Below are 20,339 nucleotides of genomic sequence, written 5' to 3'. Positions count from 1 at the left end.
GTGAATAGCTCCCATAATAACCTAAAAGGTGTACAAAAGCAAATATTTAACGCTAATAGTTAATTTTTATTTTGTGAGCCCAGTAAAATCAAAAGACCACCGACCGTTGTTGTGATATAATTAACATTTAACACCTTCATTATTGTTAACAAAATTCAAAATTTATTGAGAAGCACGCTTTCGCGAAAGCGTAACCGCTTTTACCTTCCTATCTTTGTCTTCTATGAAAAATCCAAATCGTACTAAACAAAATGTTACCATATTATCTGCATTTAAAACAATTATATGGCCACGTAGAAAACTAGTTTTTATTGGCCTGATTTTAATTGTTATAGGTAGACTTGCAAGTTTAGTATTGCCTTGGAAGTCTAAAGCATTATTAGATGAAGTAATTCCTAACAAAGACTTTCCTGCGCTATATGATCTTTTATGGTTAGTGGGTTTTGCTCTTCTTATTCAGGCTGTAACATCTTTTTTACTCACTCGCATATTAAGTGTACAAGCGCAGTATCTTATTTCGGAGTTAAGAGCTCAGGTGCAAAAAAAGGTTCTTTCATTGCCTATAAGCTTTTTTGATAATTCTAAATCTGGAGCTTTAGTTTCACGTATTATGAGTGACGTGGAAGGTGTACGTAATTTAATAGGCACTGGTTTAGTACAACTCGTAGGAGGTACGATCACAGCAGTAGTATCTCTTGTATTATTGATAGATATCAACCCACTTATGACACTCTTTGTGTTTTTACCTGTAGCTATATTTGGCTATGTTGCCTTGAGAGCATTTAAATATATAAGGCCTATTTTTAGAAATAGAGGAAAAATTAATGCAGAGGTAAAAGGTAGACTTACAGAAACACTTTCCGGAGTACGTGTGATCAAAGGTTTTGGGGCAGAGGCCCAAGAAAATAAATCTTTTGAAGAAGGAGTAGATAGACTTTACCAAAATGTAAAAAAAAGTCTTACAGCTACAGCTGTGATGACTAGTTCCTCTACATTTCTTCTTGGATTAGCTTCTGTAGGTATTATGGGAATAGGGGGGTATTTTATGATAGAAGGAGAGATGACAACTGGAGAGTTTCTTTTCTTTACTTTATTGCTAGGGTTTATGATTGCACCTATTGTTCAAATGAGTAATATAGGAAGCCAACTTACAGAGGCGCTTGCGGGCCTAGATCGTACAGAAGAGTTGATGAATCTTACTCCAGAAGATCAAATAGGGGATCGAGACATAACTCTTAATCGTCTAATAGGAGATATAAAATTTAACAATGTTTCTTTTTCCTATGAAAAAGGAAAGCAAGTTATTCATGATGTTTCCTTTGAAGCAAATGCTGGGCAGACAATTGCTCTAGTGGGAAGTTCTGGTTCTGGGAAGTCTACTATAGCTGGCCTAGCAGCTTCGTTTTTAAGCCCACAATCTGGCACTGTAAGTATTGATTGTAAAGATTTATCTAAAGTAAAGCTTTCTACCTTTAGAAAGTACTTGGGAGTCGTGCTTCAAGATGAGTTTTTGTTTGAAGGAAGTATTCGTGAAAATATTTTATTTCCTAGACCAGAAGCAACCGATGAACAGTTACTTGCAGCTGTAAAAGCCGGCTATGTAAATGAGTTTACAGATCGTTTTGAAAATGGGCTCGATACGTTAATAGGGGAGCGAGGTGTAAAACTTTCTGGAGGACAAAGACAGCGTATAGCTATAGCGCGTGCCGTCCTGGCAGACCCAAAAATTATAATTTTAGATGAAGCCACTTCTAATTTAGATACAGAAAGTGAAGCATTAATTCAAAAATCTTTAGCACAACTTGTGAAGGATAGAACAACTATTGTCATTGCGCATAGATTGAGTACAATAAAGAAGGCAGATCAAATTCTAGTAATTGAAAGCGGAGCTATTGCAGAGAGAGGAAACCATAAAGAACTTATTCAAAAAAGGGGTCGATATTATGATTTATACACGTATCAAGCAAAAATTTAGATCAAATAGAACCCTCTTTGGTCTATTGAATGTTATATCCTGAGTTCAAATAGATTTTATTTTAATCAGTTTTATTTTATGAAAAATATAAATCAATGCTAAAACTTTGAGATGTGAGAAATATTATTCTAGATTTATAAAAAATAAATTTTATGGAATATATTATAATTGTTATTAAACTTATTGTAGGCTTAAGTATCTTAAACGTGTGGCTTCTTCGTAATGGAAAAAGTTCTCAATGGAGAGGAGGAGGTGCATCATCCTTAGAAGAGGAGTTTTCACGATATGGGCTTTCAAAAACGACTATGATTCTAGTAGGAATTGTAAAATGCACTTTAGCAATAGGATTGTTGCTATCTATCTTTTATCCAGAATTAGAATTTTACAGTGCTTTAGGAATCGTATTAATGATGGCAGTAGCTATAGCAATGCATGTTAAAATAAGTGATCCTATTAAAAAGTCATTTCCGGCACTACTGTTCTTAATACTATCTGCGGTCATTGTACTTATTTAATGTTTAGTATATAGTGAATGAGGTAAAGGCAAACGGTAAATAATAAAAAAGCGGGTAAAGCCGCTTTAAAATTATCCCTTGTTTGTAGCCTTATAATCCATCCCATAAACATTAATAAAGCTAAACCCGTAAGAGCCACTACTTGGAGAGGATTAAATAAAAAACCTGCCAAAATACCTAATCCACCTAATATTTGAGCAGCTCCTGTGATTTTGCGTTGTGATTCACTTAGACCAAAACGGTCAAACTCAGTAATCATAAATCTTGAAGATAGGCAACTCACACCATAATAAAGAAATGAAAAACCTATAAGACATAAAATAATTGTGTGTACTAAAACCATTTGAGTTTTTTGTTCTTAAATAAAAAAAGCGACCATAAAGTCGCTTTTAATTAGTATTAAAATCTATTTGGTGTATCGATCGCTTTGCTCTTCTAAATTCTCATTTGATGAGCTGCCTTGACTGTGAAGCATATTTTCTTCATCTGTTATACGATTTGTGGTTTTTTTACTAGCAGCAGTTCTTCCAGGTATATCTAAATCTTTCCCAGCAAAATCAACCTTCTTGTTTCTTTCTGATAACATAGTGTCATCTCCACCATCTTGACGTATATTGTTTTGAAAATCTTTGCCTAAGGCTTGTAAATCCTCATTTGTAATATTAGAATTATAATTGTCAGTACCTTTATCACTATTACTTTTATTCTTCTCGTTTTTCATAATTTCTGTTTTTAATAAATGTAAAGAGGTTTATTAAATATTCTTATTTATTTAACCCATTGCTAAGAAAACAATAACAACTTAGTTAATAGAACTAACTCCAATATATTTGAAAATTTACGCTTTCGCGAAAGCGTAACCTCATGGATACCACACTAAAATCCAATTTAATTACGTATCTTTACAACCATTCACGACCTGTTGTATTAACCTTTGTTATAATTTACTACTTACTTAGATAAATTAATATTACAAACTGTGAAGGGTCTAAGAGCTACTTAGGCTTTCAAATTAAAATTATAAAATAGTTAATGGCAAGACCACAAGAAACCTTTGGCAAAAAAGAAAGAGAAAAAAAGCGCCTAAAAAAGGCAGAAGACAAGCGTAAGAAGCGCGAAGCAAAAAAAGAGAATGGCGGTGTAGATAGAAATGAATTTATTTATGTAAATCATTTAGGACAATTAGTTGATACTCCACCAGATCCCTCTCTTAAGGAAGAGGTAGATGTAGGTGATATTGTACTAGGAATACCAAAAAAACAAGATGGCGATGAGCCAGATCCAATCCATACTGGTTTTGTAGAATTTTTTGATGCTTCAAAAGGTTTTGGATTCATTAAGGATGCAGATACCCCAGAAAAATACTTTGTTCACATTTCTGAAGTAAGAGATGGTGAACTCAAAGAAGGGAATAAAGTTTCATATGAAATTGAGAAAGGACAAAAAGGATGGAATGCTGTGCGCGTAAGCAAACTAGCATAAATCAAATAAGTTTTTTTACAGAAATTACTTGACTAGGCTCCAAATCTTTTAAGGTTTGAGAGCCTATTCTTATTCTTACAAGTCTTAAAGTTGGAAATCCTACTGCACTAGTCATCTTCCTAACCTGTCTGTATTTTCCTTCCTTTATAATAATTGATATCCAAGAAGTAGGACCATGTCTACTATCTCTAATCTTTTTACTGCGATCCGGGAATTGAGGAGAATCAACTATGTGTACCTTACACGGTTTTGTTAAGTATTTTTTACCATTAACACCTATCGTTACTCCTTCTTTAAGTTTTTTGATCTCCTTATCAGAAATTTGACCATCTACTTGTGCATAATATTCTTTTTCTACTCCAGATCTATTTATCATGTCTGATAATTTCCCATCTGTTGTAAGAAGTAATAACCCTTCAGACTTTTCATCAAGCCTCCCTATAGCCATAACACCCATAGGAAATGGATATAAATCACTTAAAAATTTTTTTTTGCGGGATTGCCTTTCATCATTGCTTAGCATTTGACTTATATACCCATAAGGTTTGTATAACTTAAAATGCTTATGTAACGGCATACCTTACTTTATCTTTTGTACGAAATTAATGATACTAAGTATAATGCTTATATTTAAAAATGAAAAAATCATCATTTTTGTTTAGTCTGGTTGCTATCTTATGCTTTACAAGGTGCAAGGAAAAGATAAAAAAAGAGCCTTATCAAGTACCTGATGACTTAGCACAAATAATAGCTGGCGACAGTTTGAAAACTTGGAAGCTATTAAAAAGATACAATGGAAAAACTAGAATGAATATGGGCGATTGTTTTTTAAAGTATAGGCAGACTTTTATGAATGATGGCAATGTTTATGATAACAATATTGAAAATAGTGATTGCGGAAAGTCGTTAAAAGGCTCTTGGAAAATCATAAAAGACTCTCAAAACTTTACATATATTAGAATCACAAGCAATCAGATTCCAAAATTATTAGGTACTACTGAAAATTATAAAGATTTTAGAATTTTTCATGCAAGCAAAGATTCATTACATCTATCATTTGTGCATACACAATACGGTCAAAAACGTAGAATTTCTGACTATTTAATAGACCAAGACCTACAGATAAAGGGTAGAGATTTTCATCATAAATAAAATAGCATTACTCTTTAAACTTCCAGGCTAGAAACCTTGATTTTTTATTGCCTTGTGACATATCAACAGTCTGATAAACAGAGTTGAGTTTTTCAAGTTGTTTTTTAAGTTTAGGTAAATTTTCATTTTTAGAAATGAGTGTAGTAAACCAACCTACTTGAGATTTAAACTTCACACTTTCTTTAATCATTCTCTTTACAAAAAGCGCTTCTCCACCATTGCACCAGAGCTCATTAGACTGTCCTTTGAAATTCCTCGTTACTTCTTTAAGTTTCAACCCTTTCGATTTATCTTTTGTCGCTTTAAATGCTTCCTTTTCAGAACTGTAAAACGGCGGGTTGCACATTGTAAAATCATATTTCTCACCAGGTAATAGTATTCCTTCAAAAATATGAGCAGGTGTAGATTGGTGTGCAGCAGTTAGAAAACCTTTGAGATGAGTATTATTTTCTATGAGGAGAGATGCATTTTTAATAGCATTTTTATCTGTATCTACTCCTTTCATTTTCCATTTAAATAACGATGCTGCTAGTAATGGATATATAAAATTTGCACCAGTGCCTATATCTAAACCATGGGCTTGTTCCTTATTAATAAAATCCTTAAGATATAATAGATAATCTGCACGTCCAGGAACTGCTGGGCATAAATAGCCACTAGGAAGTTCATATGCATTAAGCGAGTAATCACTTAACATTATTGCCCGGTTAAGTTCGAGTACAGCATCAGAGTTTGTAAAATCGACGGTTTGTATACCTCTGTCTGTATCGAGAATATATGGCGAAAGTTTAGGGTTAGCCTTACGTAAATATTTAAATTGATAAGGGTCCTTGTTTCTGTTATTTGGATGCATTCATTAAATTATTTGCAAAATTATAGGCATTCTATAAAATTCAAAATTACCACATAAAAAAGTATCAATCTTATGGTTTACATATAAGTTGGTCATAAACTTTATAAAGCTAGACTAGCTTACCTCGATAAGCCATCGATATCATGTGATGAGACTGCAAAAGAGCTTTGTCATCTAGGTAGTTTGATAGATATTCTATCACCAATGCACGTTGCCTAGTGTTTAGATGTTTATAGGCAGGCTTTGCAATTCGTTTATCCCACTTAGTTCCTACGACATTATCTAGCGCAATTCTTAAATAGCAATGATTTTCAAAATTTAATTCTGGATACTTACGTACTAATGCTTCTGGAAATTGTAGGTAATACTCTTTGTATTGGATAGCAGTGTTCATAATTAAGCTATGAGTGATAATGGGTATATAGGTGAAGTTTTATTTTTTTTGAGGTAGCTATTTAAAATGATATTAGTGTGATACGTACTTTTTTTAGGTTCTAAAAATGTATCTATAACATCCCAAGGTGAAATTTGGTCTTCTTGAGAGATAAAACCAAAACCTTTGTAAACACCGTCTAAAACATAGATAAATGCACTTTCACCTTCCGTTCTACCAGCCTCTTTAATGATATAGGTTTTGCATTTTTCTTGAAGCGATACGAGTGCTTTTTGAACCCTCTTATTATAAGTTGAAACTTTTTCTTTATCACTGCATATACCTTTACAATTTTTTAAACTGTAATGAGAACACGCATTAAATGTAGCTTGTAAACCACAAAACCGAGGACATAGTTCAAATTGCTCACACAGCTCTATAAGCTTTGCTTGCGCTTCGGCTTTCTTATATGTTTTTTGTGTAGCGCTACTTCTGTATTTTGTTTTGGCAATAGCTAGCTGTATGATTCCTTTGCGGTTCTCGTAAGAAATAATGGAGTATGTGGTTACAGGTATTTTCTGTGCGCGATTATACTTTGGATAATAGTGTTGTATATACTCAGACTCTAAGAGCAACGCACATAATTCATTTCCTGTTAATTCATAATCAATATGATAGGTCTCTTGTCCAAGTAAATATTCTTTATTTTTTTTATCGTAAAAATGTGACAGCACTCTTTGTTTAATGTTTATGGCCTTACCTACATAAATTACTTTTCCACCTTTATCTTTAAACAAATAGATGCCAGCATTTTCTGGCAATTCTTGTATAATTCTTGCCGGTAAATGAGGTGGGAGGGTAGCTTCTTTTGAACGCGCGTTTAAAAACATAGAAATCACCTTACGATCTTTATCAAGTTCTATAATACGCTTAAAGAGTATGACGGTTGCATCTGTATCTCCTTCAGCACGATGTCTATTATGAAGAGGTATCCCAATAGACGCACAAATATTTCCTAAAGAATAACTATATAAATTAGGGATAAGCTTGCGCGAAAGCCTTACTGTGCAAAGCTTCTTAAGGGTAAATTGAACATTAATTCTTTTAAACTCACTTTTTAAAACATTAAAATCAAAGTTGACATTATGTGCTACAAATATGGCATCCCTTGTGATCTCTAAAATTTGCCCAGCAATATCCTTAAATAATGGAGCATCACAAACCATTTCATCATCTATACCTGTAAGATTAGTTATAAATGGAGGGATGTATTGTTCAGGGTTTATAAGCGAAGTAAATTTATCAGTAATCTTTCCATTCTCTATGCGTACGACACAAATCTCTGTAATACGATTACCATTTATAACCTTACCGGTAGTTTCAACGTCAATAATACTGTAAACTTCAGATTGCATGTTTTTAAATAGCGCTTAATATATACTTTGCTAAGATATAAAAAATCCAATAATTAGGAATAATTCCGAAAAATCAATTCACTTTCATTTAGCAATTTAGTCTACTCCTTTTTTTTGAAAGAGAAATGGTTGCATTCTACTTTCGCGAAAGCATTCTAATTTTTGTGATTACAAAAACATTGTTTTAACAGCACCTTAACCCGTTCTCACACTGTCTAAATATAACTTTACTAAAAAAGAAAAAGATGAAACATACAGAATTATTATCTCCACTAAATAGTGAACGCATCTCCCTTAAAAATAAAATGGTAATGGCGCCGCTTACGCGATCGAGATCAACACAAGAGCATATCCCAACGGATATCATGGCAAAATATTACGGAGAAAGAGCCACCGCTGGACTCATAATAACAGAAGGAACTGCTCCCTCTCCTAATGGTGTAGGTTATCCGCGTATTCCTGGAATTTATAATGATCATCAAGTAGAAGCTTGGAAAGCAGTTACAAATTCTGTGCATAAAAATGATGCAAGAATATTTATGCAATTAATGCATACAGGAAGAGTTTCTCACCCTGATAATATGCCAGAAGGATCCATCATATTCGCACCATCTGCTATAAAACCAGAGAGCACAAAAATGTATGTAGATGGTAAAGGAGAATTAGAAATTCCTGAGCCTACAGCCATGAGTATTTCAGATATTGAAACTGTTATAAAAGAATATGTAACCGCAGCAAAAAACGCAATAGAAGCAGGTTTTAATGGGGTAGAAGTACATAGTGCAAATGGATATTTGCTAGATCAATTTCTTAACCCTAAAACTAATAAACGTACTGATAACTATGGAGGGTCAGTAGAAAACAGATGTAGATTAACACTGGAGGTAACACAACATGTTGCAAACGCAATAGGCGTAGATAAGGTAGGTATACGAATTTCACCTAATGGTGCTATGAATGATATTGGTCCTTTTGAGGGGCAAGAAGAAACATTTTCATACTTAACTTCAAAAATTAATAACATAGGTATTTTATATATGCATCTTGTTGATCATGAAGCAATGGGAGCTCCAGCTTTACCAACAGATATTCGTAAGAATATACGTGACACCTTTAATGGTTTATTGATTTTAAGTGGAGGGTATGATGCTAAAAGCGGTAATCAAGACCTTATGGATAACAAGGGGGATCTTATCGCATACGGTAGAGATTTTCTAGCAAACCCAGACTTGCCTCAACGCTTTGAAAAAGAGGCACCTCTAAATGAACCAGATCAAGAAACCTTTTATAGCCCTGGACCAAAGGGATATATTGATTATCCTACGTTAACGGAATCTACAGAATTAGCTTAATATAAAACCCTCGTGAATCGAGGGTTTTTTCTATGAAAGAGTTTCAGTCATCTAGCTATAAAAAGCACAGTAGTCGTTCCTTTAATTTTAAAGATATACCTGAGCTACTCAAAGATACTTACCGCAATTGGATGGATTCAAATCCATTTCAATTAAGTGCTATAGTGGCTTACTACGCAATACTCTCACTACCTGCATTGATTGTCATAATTTTAAATGTCGTAGGGAGTATCTGGGGAAAAGAGATTGTACAAGGTGAATTACTTGATGAAATATCAAAAGCTATAGGTCAAGAAACAGCAGAATCCATTCGTCTAATGATGCTTGATCGAGGAGACAAAAAAACAGGTCTATTTACCACAATTGTAGGGGTAATCGTTCTCATATATGGAGCTACAGGGGTGTTTTTTCAATTACAAAATGCACTAAATAAAATATGGGGCATGTCTGCAGGAGCTCAAGAGGGAGTCATAAATTTAATTAAAAGTAGAGCAAAAGGATTTGGGTTTATATTAATATTGGGTTTTCTATTATTAGTAAGTCTTTTAATGACAACGCTTATCTCTACATTTTCAAACAGATTGGCGTATTTATTGCCAGAGGTAGCAGTAGATAAAGTTTTTATTGGAGACACCATGTTGTCTTTAATTTTAATTTATACACTGTTTGCTGCACTATTTAAATTTCTTCCTGATGTAAATATAAGATGGCGTGCTGTGAGAGTAGGCGCAGCGATAACAGCTGTGCTTTTCGTTGTAGGGAAATTTTTACTGGCGTATTACTTTAAAATAATGGAGCCAGGTTCAACCTACGGTGCAGCTGGATCTATAATACTTATAATGTTATGGGTTTCTTATAGTAGCTTGATTTTATTTTTTGGAGCAAACTTTACAAAGGTTTATGCAAATAAGTATCTTCTACAAAAACAAGAGATCAAAAGAGGGGTAGGATCTAAGAATAAAAAATCCTTTGCATCCTCATAATTATCAAACAAATCGCTTTCGCGAAAATTATAACTGAATTAATAAAAATTAGAAAATATGAGCCAAGTTAAAGCATACGGAGCAAAAGAGAAAGATGCAGATTTGAAAGAAATGACAATACAGCGTCGAGATACACAAGCTAAAGATGTAAAAATCAAAATAACATATTGTGGTGTGTGTCATAGTGATATTCATACAGTACAGAACGATTGGGGCAATGCAAAATATCCAGTAGTACCAGGTCATGAGATTATAGGTGAGGTTTTAGAAGTAGGATCAGATGTAACTAACTTTAAAAAAGGTGACTTAGTTGGAGTAGGGTGTATGGTAGATTCCTGCAGAGAATGTACACCTTGTAAAGATGACCTTGAGCAGTTTTGTGAAAAAGGGATGGTAGGCACTTACAATGGAAAAGACAAGCATTTAGGAGGCCATACATTTGGAGGCTATTCAGAAGAGATTACTGTAGATGAACATTTTGTGTTGAGTATTCCTGACAATTTGGATACAAAAGCAGTAGCACCATTGTTATGTGCTGGGATCACTACATTTTCACCATTACACCATTGGGGAGTAAAAGAAGGGATGAAAGTGGGTGTAGTAGGATTAGGAGGTCTAGGTCATATGGGGATAAAATTTTCGCATGCAATGGGGGCAGAGACCGTAATGATTACAACATCTAAAGAGAAGTCTGAAGATGCTAAGAGGCTAGGAGCAGATAGTGTATTAATTTCTAAAGATGACGATGCAATGAAAGATCATAGAGGTACATTTGATTTTATTCTCAACACGGTTCCTGTAAGTCACGATATCAATCCATATATTCAACTATTAGGCGTAGATGGCACAATGTGTATGGTGGGCGCAATAGAGCCCTTACCAGATGTACATGGAGGAAATCTCATCATGGGTCGTAAAACAGTGGCGGGGTCACTAATAGGGGGTATTAAAGAAACGCAAGAAATGCTAGATTTTTGTGGAGAGAATAATATTGTTAGTGATGTAGAAATGATTGATATAAATACAATCAACACAGCTTATCAGAGAGTAAAGGATTCTGATGTAAAATATCGCTTTGTGATAGATATGAAATCACTAAGGTCTTAAAATTTACGATAACTTTAACAGAATATTGTCACTACCATGACAACCTTTTAGATCTTGAGAACGTATATACACCAAATTAATAACCAAAATCAATTAATTATGATTAAGAAATTCAAAAGTATTGCGCTTGTAGCATTCGTTTCTATGCTAACACTAACATCATGTGATGACAGTAAAAAAGAAGCAGAAGAAGCTAGAATCGCTGCTGAAAAAGAAGCTACAGAAATGGCTATTAAAGCAGAGGAAGAAGCAAAAATGAAAGAAGAAGCTGCAAGAGAAGAAGCGCAAGCAAATAGTATTGCTGCTAAGGCGATGGCTACAGAAAGCCTGTCTACCCTTGTAACGGCTTTAAAAGCAGCAGATCTTGCTCCTATGATGATGGAACCAGGAAGCTATACTGTGTTTGCTCCTTCTAATACTGCATTTGACGCATTGCCTAGTGGAACTGTTGAGACATTAGTTAAGCCAGAAAGTAAAGCTGCACTTACAGATGTGTTGCAGTATCATGTTGTTCAAGGTAGTATAGACTCTGCTAAATTAGTGGCAGCAATTAAAGAAAATAACGGATCGTATACATTTAGCACTGTAGGCGGTGGTGAGCTTACAGCAATGATGAGCGGTGGTGATGTCGTTATAAAAGACTCGAGAGGAAAAATGTCTAAGGTAACTACTGCAGATGTAAATGCATCTAACGGTATAGTTCACATTGTAGATCAAGTTTTGATGAAGAAAAATTAATCAACTTATTTCTTTTAAATATCATAAAGGTTCAACAACTGTTGAGCCTTTATTGTTATAATGAAATTATAAATAGGGTATATTGGCAGTAATTGTGTGTAGTTTAACGATCTTTTAAAATGTTAAAGACTCTGATATTAATATATTTGTAAAAAAGAAACACAAAAAATGCCAACGATTAAACCATATATAATACTAATTACATTATTAATTTTATTCACCTCTTGTGATAAAGAAAAACGAAAGAAAGAAATTCGTAGAGAAGCTCAAAAGGAAATTGTCTTGCGTGATTCTATAAATGCAGAATTAAAGTCTGCCATTATAGAACAAGAATTTAGAGATTCAAGTATTACTAGTAAGCTCTCAGAAATTAAAAGTTTATCCATTTTAAATGAAAGTATTGAAATAACTGGTTTGAAAGATACACTCCAAGATACTGAAAATCTTACTGTCTTTGCGCCCACAGATAAAGCATTTATGAAAATGCCAAGAAAACAAAATCTCACTATTTCTAATAAAAAAAAGTCTTTAGCTAAGCGCGTTCGTTATCACATTGTAGGTGATAATTGGTCATCTAAAGATATGACTGCTGAGATAAACTCAAATGATGGAGAGCTCAATATGGTTACATTAAGTGGTAAAAAGTTAGCAGCTACTCTTGAGGGAGATGATATTATTCTACAAGATAACAATGGTAAAAAAGCAACTATCATAGAGTCTGATATAGATGCATCTAATGGTACAATTCATATTGTAGACGCCGTACTATTCGCACATTAGTAATGTAGACAGTTTTTGCAGCTCTACACTAAAGACATTTTAAAATCAAAATATGGATAGTATCTTCGTAATTTTAAAATGACTCTACAATTTAACTTTATTTTCCTTCTTTTACTTTTTTCATTATCGGGCTATTGTCAGAATGTGACGGTAGATTCACAAATCTATTCCCCACAACAGCTTGTAGAAGATATATTGATAAACAGCAATTGTATTTCCAACATACAAGTAACAAATGTGCTGGGGGGTAATTTCGGAGGTGGAGATCAGAGCTATGGTTACTTCAATTCAAATGGAAGTTCCTTTCCGTTACAAGAAGGAATTGTTTTAAGCACTGGACGTTTACAAAATGTGCAAGGTCCTAATACAACGCTTAGTGATGATGACGCTCAAAATTGGGCTGGAGATACAGATCTCGAAAATGTCCTTAACGAGACAAACACAACAAACGCAACTCTATTAGAATTTAATTTCCAATCTACTGCCTCAGAAGTGCGTTTTCGTTATTTATTTGCATCAGAAGAGTATCAAGAAGGTAACCCTAATACTTGTCAGTTTTCAGATTTATTTGGATTTCTAATACGTGAAGAGGGAACACAACAATTTCAAAATATAGCATTAGTTCCAGACACCAATACACCCGTAAAAGTAACTACTGTACATCCAGAAATACCAAATGGGTGTGCGGCGATAAACGAGTTTTATTTTGACACTTTTAATGATAATTCAGCTCCTATTAATTTTAATGGTCAAACAAAAGTGCTGGAAGCTAAAGCTTTTATTAGACCTAACATCACCTATCAAGTAAAATTAGTAATAGCAGATGAGCAAAATTACCGTTTTGACTCAGCAGTTTTCTTAGAAGCAGGTAGTTTTCAGTTGGGTGTAGATTTAGGGGAAGACAGAACCATAAATGGAGGCAATGCAGTATGTGAGAGCAATTTTACAACACTGAGCGTAGATGAACCAGATGCGGTAAATTATCAATGGTTTAGAGATGGTGTGCTGTTGTTAGAAACAAGTAATGAATTGATAGCTTCTCAAGATGGCTTCTATGAAGTAATAATTGATTTACAAAACAACTGCCAAGCATTTGGGGAAATAACGATAGAATTTGCTGAAAATCCAGAAGTTTTTAATTCAAATTTAGACCAATGCGATGAGAATGGAGATGGTATTGCAGTTTATAATCTATTCGATTCATTTGAAAGTTTAACTGGAAACCTTGGAGGTGTGCGCATACAAGGTTTTTATTATAGTTTGATTGATGCTCAAGATAGAATTAATTCAATCAATAATCCAGATAGGTATACTAACACGATTCCCAATGAACTTATTTATGCAGTAATAGAGTCACAATCAGGATGTTCTTCTATAGGAGAACTTACCTTAACAACGAGTAATTTAACACTTAATTTATTAGATCAGATTGTATGTGATGATGATATAAGCGATGGTATTGCTATCATTGACTTAAATTATGTTACATCTCAATTTCAGGATCAACTTCCATCAGGAACTACAGTAGCTTATTACTTAACAGTTCAAGATGCATATTTAGAAGAAAATAGACTGGGTGTAAATTACACCACAAGTAACCAAAACCTGCAATTATTTGTTCGCGTAAACGATGGTGGTCAATGTATATCAATTTCAGAAGTAAGTATCCTCGTTGAAAGCCCACCACAATTAGAAATCGATGAGCAAATATTTTATTGCCTCAATACCTATCCAGAAACAATATCAATTTCTAGCGGAGTAGCAGATGACACATCTCTTTACCAGTACGAATGGAGCTATAATGGTGTGAATATTGATGAAAATACTTCTGAGATTCAAGTAAATGAAACTGGAGTCTATATGGCTTCTGTTACAAATCAAAATAATTGTACATCGTCAAGAATTATAACTTTAGTACCCTCTGATGTTGCAATAATTAATGATGTTGACATAAACAGTTTTTCTGATAATAGCACTGTTACAATCAATGTTACAGGAGACGGCCTCTATGAATATAGTATTGGAAATAGCACAGGGCCCTATCAAGAAGAGAATACATTTGAAAATGTATCTCCAGGATTTTATGAGGTCTTTGTTAGAGATAAAAACGGTTGCGGGGTAAGTTCTAAGATTATTTCTGTATTAGGATTTCCAAAGTTTTTCACTCCTAATGGAGACGGAACAAACGATACCTGGATGATTCAAGGAGCTTCAGATCAAATCAATACGACTGTGAGATTTATCATATTTGATCGTTATGGAAAAGTCTTGTATCAATCTAGATCCATGGGTCAAGGATGGAATGGAATATTTAATGGAAAATTACTACCCCGTAATGATTACTGGTATTTTGTACAATTTGAGGATGGTTCAATCCATAAGGGAAATTTCTCGTTGGTACGCTAATAATTTTTGGTACGCTTTCGCGAAAGCATAAAAGCAAAACTGCTATTTGTTAAAATTTTAATATTTTAATATTTCAATTTAACACAAGTTTACGGCAGCACATTATGTTAACAATTGGTTTCGGCGTTAATTTGTTATGTTCAATATCTCTTATTTATTCCTTTGACCAAAGAAACCAAAGACTCCGAAAAAAAGCCTCAAAAAAAATACAAGTGGCTACGTATTATAGGGAGAATCCTACTAGCTATTCTCTTGTTTCTTTTTTTAATAATTTTTTTTATTAGAAGTGAATGGGGTCAAGACATTATTGTAAATAAAGTAGTTAACTATCTATCTGATAAAACAGGTACAAAGGTTGAAATTGACAAACTTTTTATCACGTATGATGGTGATGTTATGTTAAATGGTCTCTACCTTGAGGATAAGAAAGGGGATACCTTAATTTATAGTAAATCACTGGAAGCAGATGTGCCGCTTATCTCTATGTTACGCGGTGGTGATATAGGTGTGGAGCGCTTAGACTGGGAGGGTGTTAGGGCAAATATCATCAGAAACAATAAAGAAAATGGATTTAACTTTTCATTTTTAAGTGAAGCTTTGAGTTCTAGTAATACTTCTACAAAAGAAAATACAAAACAAGAAGAATCTAAGCCTTTCAACATTGAATTAGGGGATTTATACTTTAATGATTTTGATGTAACCTACAAGGATAGTATTACTGGAATTGACAGTCGTTATAGAGTAGGAGAGTTAGATTTGGAAATGGAAATGGTTGATTTAGAATCCATGACATTTTCTTCAGGTGAATCTCTTTTAAAAAACGCAACAATAGACGTGTATCAATATGAAGTCGTGTCAGATTCTGATGGTGATAGCGTTCCAAAACCTACTTTGGCCTTTGAAGAACTTACGCTTATCGATGTAGATGGTAATTATACAAGTTCAATTATAGGTGCAAATGTAGATTTTGACATTGAAAATTTATACGCTATCATCCCAAAAGCAGATTTTGAAAATTTTGTGATTGACGTAAATAAATTTAATCTCGAAGATTCTAAAGTTGATGTGAAGATGATTACACTAGCATCAACCAATGATTCGGAAAGTTCATCATCTTTATTTCCTGATTATGATGTCGTTTTTGAAGACATTCTAATTCAAAATACGGATATTGATTACAGTGTTGATGGTGCATCACCTAGAAATGGCGTGTTTAATGAAAATGCTATTGCAATTAATGATCTTAATCTAAAATCTCCAAAAATTTATCTACAAAATCAAACTGCTGGGGGGCAGATAAATAGACTTACTGGAGTCGAATTTTCTGGAATAAACGTAAACCAATTTTCAGGGGTCTTTAAAATCTCTGACAATGAAACCGATTTATCAAATATTCAAGCGTCAATTAATAGAAGTAGATTAAATGGAGATATAGTTTTAAATTATTCGTCGTTTGAAGCTTTACAGAAAAGACCAGAGAACACGAGGTTAGATTTAGATATTTCTTCCCTTCAAGTTTATCTCAGAGAGTTTTATAAATTTCAACCTGATCTAGCAACTAACGAGAATTTTAGAAAATTGAGTGCAAAACCTATCTATGGTTCTGTAAAAGCTTCTGGTACACTAGCAAATCTGTCACTGCCATCCCTTTATGCTAACTGGGGAGATGCGACAGATCTAAGCGCAAGTGGAAGTCTTCAAAATGTAACAGATGTAAATAATCTTAAGTTTAACCTGACTAATATTAACGCTAACACGACAAAGAATGATCTGTCACAATTTGTTCCTACAGATTCCTTACAATATAATTTACCAGATACCTTTAAGATTTCTGGAAATGCGCAAGGATCAATTAGCGATTTTAAAGCAAATGCAATCTTAGAATCATCACAAGGTCTAGTAACTGTAAATGGGACATTTAAAAATGATATTGGTCTTATATTTAATGCAGATATCAATATTCAAGACTATGCACTCGGAGAATTACTTAATAATGACCAAATAGGAAATTTATCACTTAAAATAGATACTAATGGAAATGGATCTTCCATCAATACTTTGGATGCAAACCTCGAAGCTACCATAGATCGATTTTCTTTCAGGAAGTATGAAATAAATGATCTTAAACTAACAGGTCAAGTAAAAAATGGAAAAGGGGCTATCCAGTCAAAATACAAAGATGACAATCTTAATATTGCTCTTGATGGGATTGTGGTGCTTGACTCTATTGCGCCAGAAGCAACTGTAAATCTCAATGTTGTAGGAGCCAACTTACAATCTTTAGGTTTGATGAAAAGAGATGTAAGAACAGGCTTTAAATTAAATGGTTATTTCAAAGGAAACACTACGAGTTATGACGCATACGCGACTGTTAATGATGGTGTTTTTGTTTATGATGATCGTACATATCTTATGGGTGATGTAGATTTTAAAGCAAAAGTCAGAACTGATAGTACTGCAATTACTTTTCAAAATAAAATCATTGATTTAGACCTGCGTAGTAATGCAGAACCTACTCAATTTGCAACTGCACTACAAGATCATGTGTATAGTTATTTTTATAGAGATGCAATCATACCAGACACTATTGTCGATCCTGTGAATATTAAGCTTAGAGGACAAGTAAAGCAATCTCCACTTCTAAATGAAGTGTTTTTGGTTAACATGAAAGATCTTGATACGGTGTCGATTGTTCTTGATTTTGCACAAGCAGAACGAAAGTTAAACGCTTCGATAAATGCTCCACATATAAATTACAGTGGGAATGAGTTAGATAGTCTTTCTTTTTCTATGAAAACTAATAAGGATTATTTTAATTTTGATTTAGGATTTGATGCAATAACTGCAGGACCTTTAGCTATAAAACGTACTAAGATTAGCGGTATTCAAACCAACAATGAATTGAGTCTAGACTTTGAAGCTTATCATGACAATGAGACGTTAATTAATGTGTCTTCAGAAATTACAGGAAGTAGAGATAGGTTACGGTTTCATGTGCTTGCAGATAGTTTGACTTTTAATAAAAAACGATGGAAAGTCCCACAGAGTAATGAGATTATTATCACAGACAAGAAGCTTTTATTTAATAATTTTCTTTTCCAAAGAGAAGGACAATCTGTTGAGTTTACAGACAAACTTCCCACGATCATAAAAGATCATATTGCAATTGATTTTCAAAATTTTAAATTAAGTGAGTTGTTGTCATACTTGAATCCTAATAAGAAGTTAGCTCAAGGAAATTTAAGTGGTGATCTAGTAATAGAAGAACCTTTTGGAGATATTGGATTTCTCGCAGATTTATATGTAGAACGGTTTGGAGTTTTAGGAGAAGATCTTGGGGTTTTAGAGCTCGCAGGGAGATCATTAAGAGGAAATAAATATGATTTTAACATGGCCATCGGTGGCGGAAGCGTTGATCTCACATTAGAAGGAGATTATGTTGCTGATGTAGATGGAGCTCAAATAAATATGGATCTCGATCTTAATGAAGTAAGAATGAATGCTATTGATGGATTCTCATTAGGTGAACTTAAAGATGGTAGTGGAAGTTTTAGTGGTAACTTTAAAATGAATGGTAAACTTGCAGACTTATCATACTTAGGATTTCTTCGTTTTGAAAATGCTGGGTTTACAGTAACTAAACTTAATGCACCTTTCATCCTAAAAAGAGAAACTATATCTATAGATAATGCTGGGATTACTATGGATAATTTTACGCTGAGAGACGTAAGAGGAAATACGTTAATAGCTTCTGGGTTTATAGGAACAGAAAGCTTTCTAAATCCAACATTTGATCTAAGAATGAGCGCAAATGATTTTCAGGCCCTTGATGCAAAAGAAGGAGATAATGATTTTCTTTTTGGGAAAGCTGTTTTTGATGCAACTGCAACCATTAAAGGAGATGTACAAATACCTATAGTAAATATAGATGCTACCGTAGGTGGAGCGACTGATGTCACTTACATTATGCCCACAGCAACCGCAAATATAGAATCTAGTGATGGGATTGTCACTTTTGTAAATAAAGAAAATCCAGATGCAATATTAACAAGGTCTGAAGAAGAAACTGGAACCATAGTTGGTTTTGATATCAATGCAAATCTCAAAATTAACAAAGAAGCGCAAGTTACAATCATCATAGATGAAGAAACTGGAGATAACTTGAATGTTTACGGAGATGGAGATTTCAATTTTGGACTTCAGCCCAATGGGCGTATGAGTCTTTCTGGTGTGTACGATGTCGCAGGAGGAAAATACGAAATGAATTTATATAATCTCGTAAACAGAACCTTTACGCTAGACCCAAGCAGCCGTGTAAGCTGGTCAGGCGATCCATTTGATGCAAAACTGGATGTTAGGGCTGTTTATGAGGTAGAAACTTCAGCATCTGGACTTATGGCTCCATCTATATCTAATGATGATACAGCACTAAAAAACCAATTTAGACAAGTTTTACCGTTTTTAGTATACTTAAATATTGATGGAGAATTATTAAGCCCGTCAATAGATTTTGCGTTGGATTTACCTGAAGATGAACAAGGGTCTCTTGGAGGAGCAGTCTATGCTCAAGTGCAACAAATAAATCAACAAGAAAGTGAATTAAACAAACAAGTATTCTCGCTATTAGTCTTAAATAGATTCTATCCAGGGTCAGGATCTGATGGAAGCAATGGAGGGTTTGCAACGATAGCTAGAGATAACCTCAATGATGCACTATCAGATCAGCTCAATATATTTTCAGATAAACTTTTAGGAAATTCTGGATTTAATTTAGATTTTGGACTTGATAGTTTCACAGACTATAGTGGAACCACTGCTAGTGAGCGAACACAATTAGACATTGCTGCCTCAAGAAAATTCTTTAATGATAAACTTAAAGTGAGTGTAGGAAGCAGCGTCGATGTTCAAGGGGAAAGTACTTCGGGTGAAGGCACACCACTTATAGGTAATGTAAGTTTAGAATATGAACTTACAGAAGATGGTCAGTATAGATTGAGGGGTTTTAGAAGAAGCGAATATGAAAATGTTATTGATGGTCAGACTATTGTCAACGGTATTTCCGTGATATTCCAGCAGGAATTCAATCAATTTAGTGAACTATGGGACGCTATCTTACGTAAAAAACAAGAAGAACTCATTGAAGAAGAAAAAGCAGAAAAAGAAAATCAGCCTTCTCAAGAGAAAATAGATGCAAATAAAATAGATTAA

At 33.9% G+C, this 20,339-nt stretch carries 17 protein-coding genes; 11 read left to right on the top strand and 6 right to left on the bottom strand.

Annotation, left to right across the window (positions count from 1 at the left end; all coding sequences use genetic code 11):
* Window positions 1-223 precede the first annotated feature (223 nt).
* Both OD90_RS02830 and OD90_RS02825 read left to right on the top strand, forming a co-directional pair.
* The gene (locus OD90_RS02830; protein WP_144666279.1) at window positions 224-1,975 is read left to right on the top strand and encodes an ABC transporter ATP-binding protein; all 1,752 of its coding nucleotides are present in this window, start codon (window positions 224-226) and stop codon (window positions 1,973-1,975) included.
* 152 nt (window positions 1,976-2,127) lie between these two features.
* The gene (locus tag OD90_RS02825; protein WP_144666276.1) at window positions 2,128-2,490 is read left to right on the top strand and encodes a DoxX family protein; all 363 of its coding nucleotides are present in this window, start codon (window positions 2,128-2,130) and stop codon (window positions 2,488-2,490) included.
* Here the strand turns inward: OD90_RS02825 and OD90_RS02820 are convergent.
* Both OD90_RS02820 and OD90_RS02815 read right to left on the bottom strand, forming a co-directional pair.
* Window positions 2,483-2,833, bottom strand: coding sequence for a DoxX family protein (locus OD90_RS02820; protein ID WP_144666273.1), 351 nt, complete (start codon window positions 2,831-2,833; stop codon window positions 2,483-2,485). The two genes, OD90_RS02825 and OD90_RS02820, sit on opposite strands and share 8 nt — an antisense overlap.
* Before the next feature lie 63 nt (window positions 2,834-2,896).
* Window positions 2,897-3,211 (bottom strand): hypothetical protein, encoded by a 315-nt coding sequence (locus tag OD90_RS02815; protein WP_144666269.1) that lies wholly within the window; start codon window positions 3,209-3,211, stop codon window positions 2,897-2,899.
* Window positions 3,212-3,522: 311 nt separating this feature from the next.
* On the opposite strand from OD90_RS02815, the gene OD90_RS02810 reads away from it, so the two are divergent.
* Window positions 3,523-3,972 carry a cold-shock protein gene (locus tag OD90_RS02810; RefSeq protein ID WP_144666266.1) on the top strand — a complete coding sequence of 150 codons (450 nt, stop codon included), beginning with the start codon at window positions 3,523-3,525 and terminating at the stop codon, window positions 3,970-3,972.
* Between the two features lies 1 nt (window position 3,973).
* On the opposite strand, the gene OD90_RS02805 is transcribed toward OD90_RS02810, so the two are convergent.
* On the bottom strand, window positions 3,974-4,549 hold the full coding sequence (locus OD90_RS02805; protein ID WP_144666263.1) for a pseudouridine synthase: 576 nt from the start codon (window positions 4,547-4,549) through the stop codon (window positions 3,974-3,976).
* Window positions 4,550-4,608: 59 nt separating this feature from the next.
* Between OD90_RS02805 and OD90_RS02800 the strand changes: the two genes are divergently transcribed.
* Window positions 4,609-5,124, top strand: coding sequence for a lipocalin family protein (locus OD90_RS02800; protein ID WP_144666260.1), 516 nt, complete (start codon window positions 4,609-4,611; stop codon window positions 5,122-5,124).
* Window positions 5,125-5,131: 7 nt separating this feature from the next.
* Here OD90_RS02800 and rlmF read toward each other — a convergent pair whose 3' ends face one another.
* From rlmF to OD90_RS02785, 3 genes are all read right to left on the bottom strand, one after another.
* Window positions 5,132-5,977, bottom strand: coding sequence for a 23S rRNA (adenine(1618)-N(6))-methyltransferase RlmF (gene rlmF, locus OD90_RS02795; RefSeq protein ID WP_144666257.1), 846 nt, complete (start codon window positions 5,975-5,977; stop codon window positions 5,132-5,134).
* 109 nt (window positions 5,978-6,086) lie between these two features.
* Entirely contained in the window at window positions 6,087-6,371 is a 285-nt protein-coding gene (locus OD90_RS02790) for an acetyltransferase (protein ID WP_144666254.1), read from the bottom strand.
* A gap of 2 nt (window positions 6,372-6,373) precedes the next feature.
* Complete coding sequence (locus OD90_RS02785) at window positions 6,374-7,765, bottom strand: exonuclease domain-containing protein (protein ID WP_144666251.1); 1,392 nt, start codon at window positions 7,763-7,765, stop codon at window positions 6,374-6,376.
* A gap of 245 nt (window positions 7,766-8,010) precedes the next feature.
* Here OD90_RS02785 and OD90_RS02780 point away from each other — a divergent pair, with 245 nt between their 5' ends.
* The 7 genes from OD90_RS02780 to OD90_RS02750 all read left to right on the top strand — a co-directional run bounded on the left by OD90_RS02780 (window position 8,011) and on the right by OD90_RS02750 (window position 20,339).
* Window positions 8,011-9,117 carry an alkene reductase gene (locus OD90_RS02780; RefSeq protein ID WP_144666249.1) on the top strand — a complete coding sequence of 369 codons (1,107 nt, stop codon included), beginning with the start codon at window positions 8,011-8,013 and terminating at the stop codon, window positions 9,115-9,117.
* Between the two features lie 32 nt (window positions 9,118-9,149).
* A complete protein-coding gene (locus tag OD90_RS02775) occupies window positions 9,150-10,100 on the top strand; it encodes a YihY/virulence factor BrkB family protein (protein WP_144666246.1) in 951 nt (316 codons plus the stop codon).
* A 57-nt stretch (window positions 10,101-10,157) separates the two neighbouring features.
* On the top strand, window positions 10,158-11,207 hold the full coding sequence (locus OD90_RS02770) for an NAD(P)-dependent alcohol dehydrogenase (RefSeq protein WP_144666243.1): 1,050 nt from the start codon (window positions 10,158-10,160) through the stop codon (window positions 11,205-11,207).
* A 99-nt stretch (window positions 11,208-11,306) separates the two neighbouring features.
* Window positions 11,307-11,945 (top strand): fasciclin domain-containing protein, encoded by a 639-nt coding sequence (locus tag OD90_RS02765; protein ID WP_144666240.1) that lies wholly within the window; start codon window positions 11,307-11,309, stop codon window positions 11,943-11,945.
* A gap of 168 nt (window positions 11,946-12,113) precedes the next feature.
* Window positions 12,114-12,725: a fasciclin domain-containing protein gene (locus tag OD90_RS02760; RefSeq protein ID WP_144666237.1), complete on the top strand. Its 612-nt coding sequence runs from the start codon at window positions 12,114-12,116 to the stop codon at window positions 12,723-12,725.
* A 144-nt stretch (window positions 12,726-12,869) separates the two neighbouring features.
* On the top strand, window positions 12,870-15,131 hold the full coding sequence (locus OD90_RS02755) for a T9SS type B sorting domain-containing protein (protein WP_261374453.1): 2,262 nt from the start codon (window positions 12,870-12,872) through the stop codon (window positions 15,129-15,131).
* Window positions 15,132-15,293: 162 nt separating this feature from the next.
* Complete coding sequence (locus OD90_RS02750; protein ID WP_144666231.1) at window positions 15,294-20,339, top strand: translocation/assembly module TamB; 5,046 nt, start codon at window positions 15,294-15,296, stop codon at window positions 20,337-20,339.

The sequence above is a fragment of the Dokdonia sp. Hel_I_53 genome (assembly GCF_007827465.1).
Taxonomy (GTDB): Bacteria; Bacteroidota; Bacteroidia; order Flavobacteriales; family Flavobacteriaceae; genus Dokdonia.
Note: the sequence above shows the minus strand (reverse complement) of the source record. Positions and strands in the feature narration are given on the sequence as shown.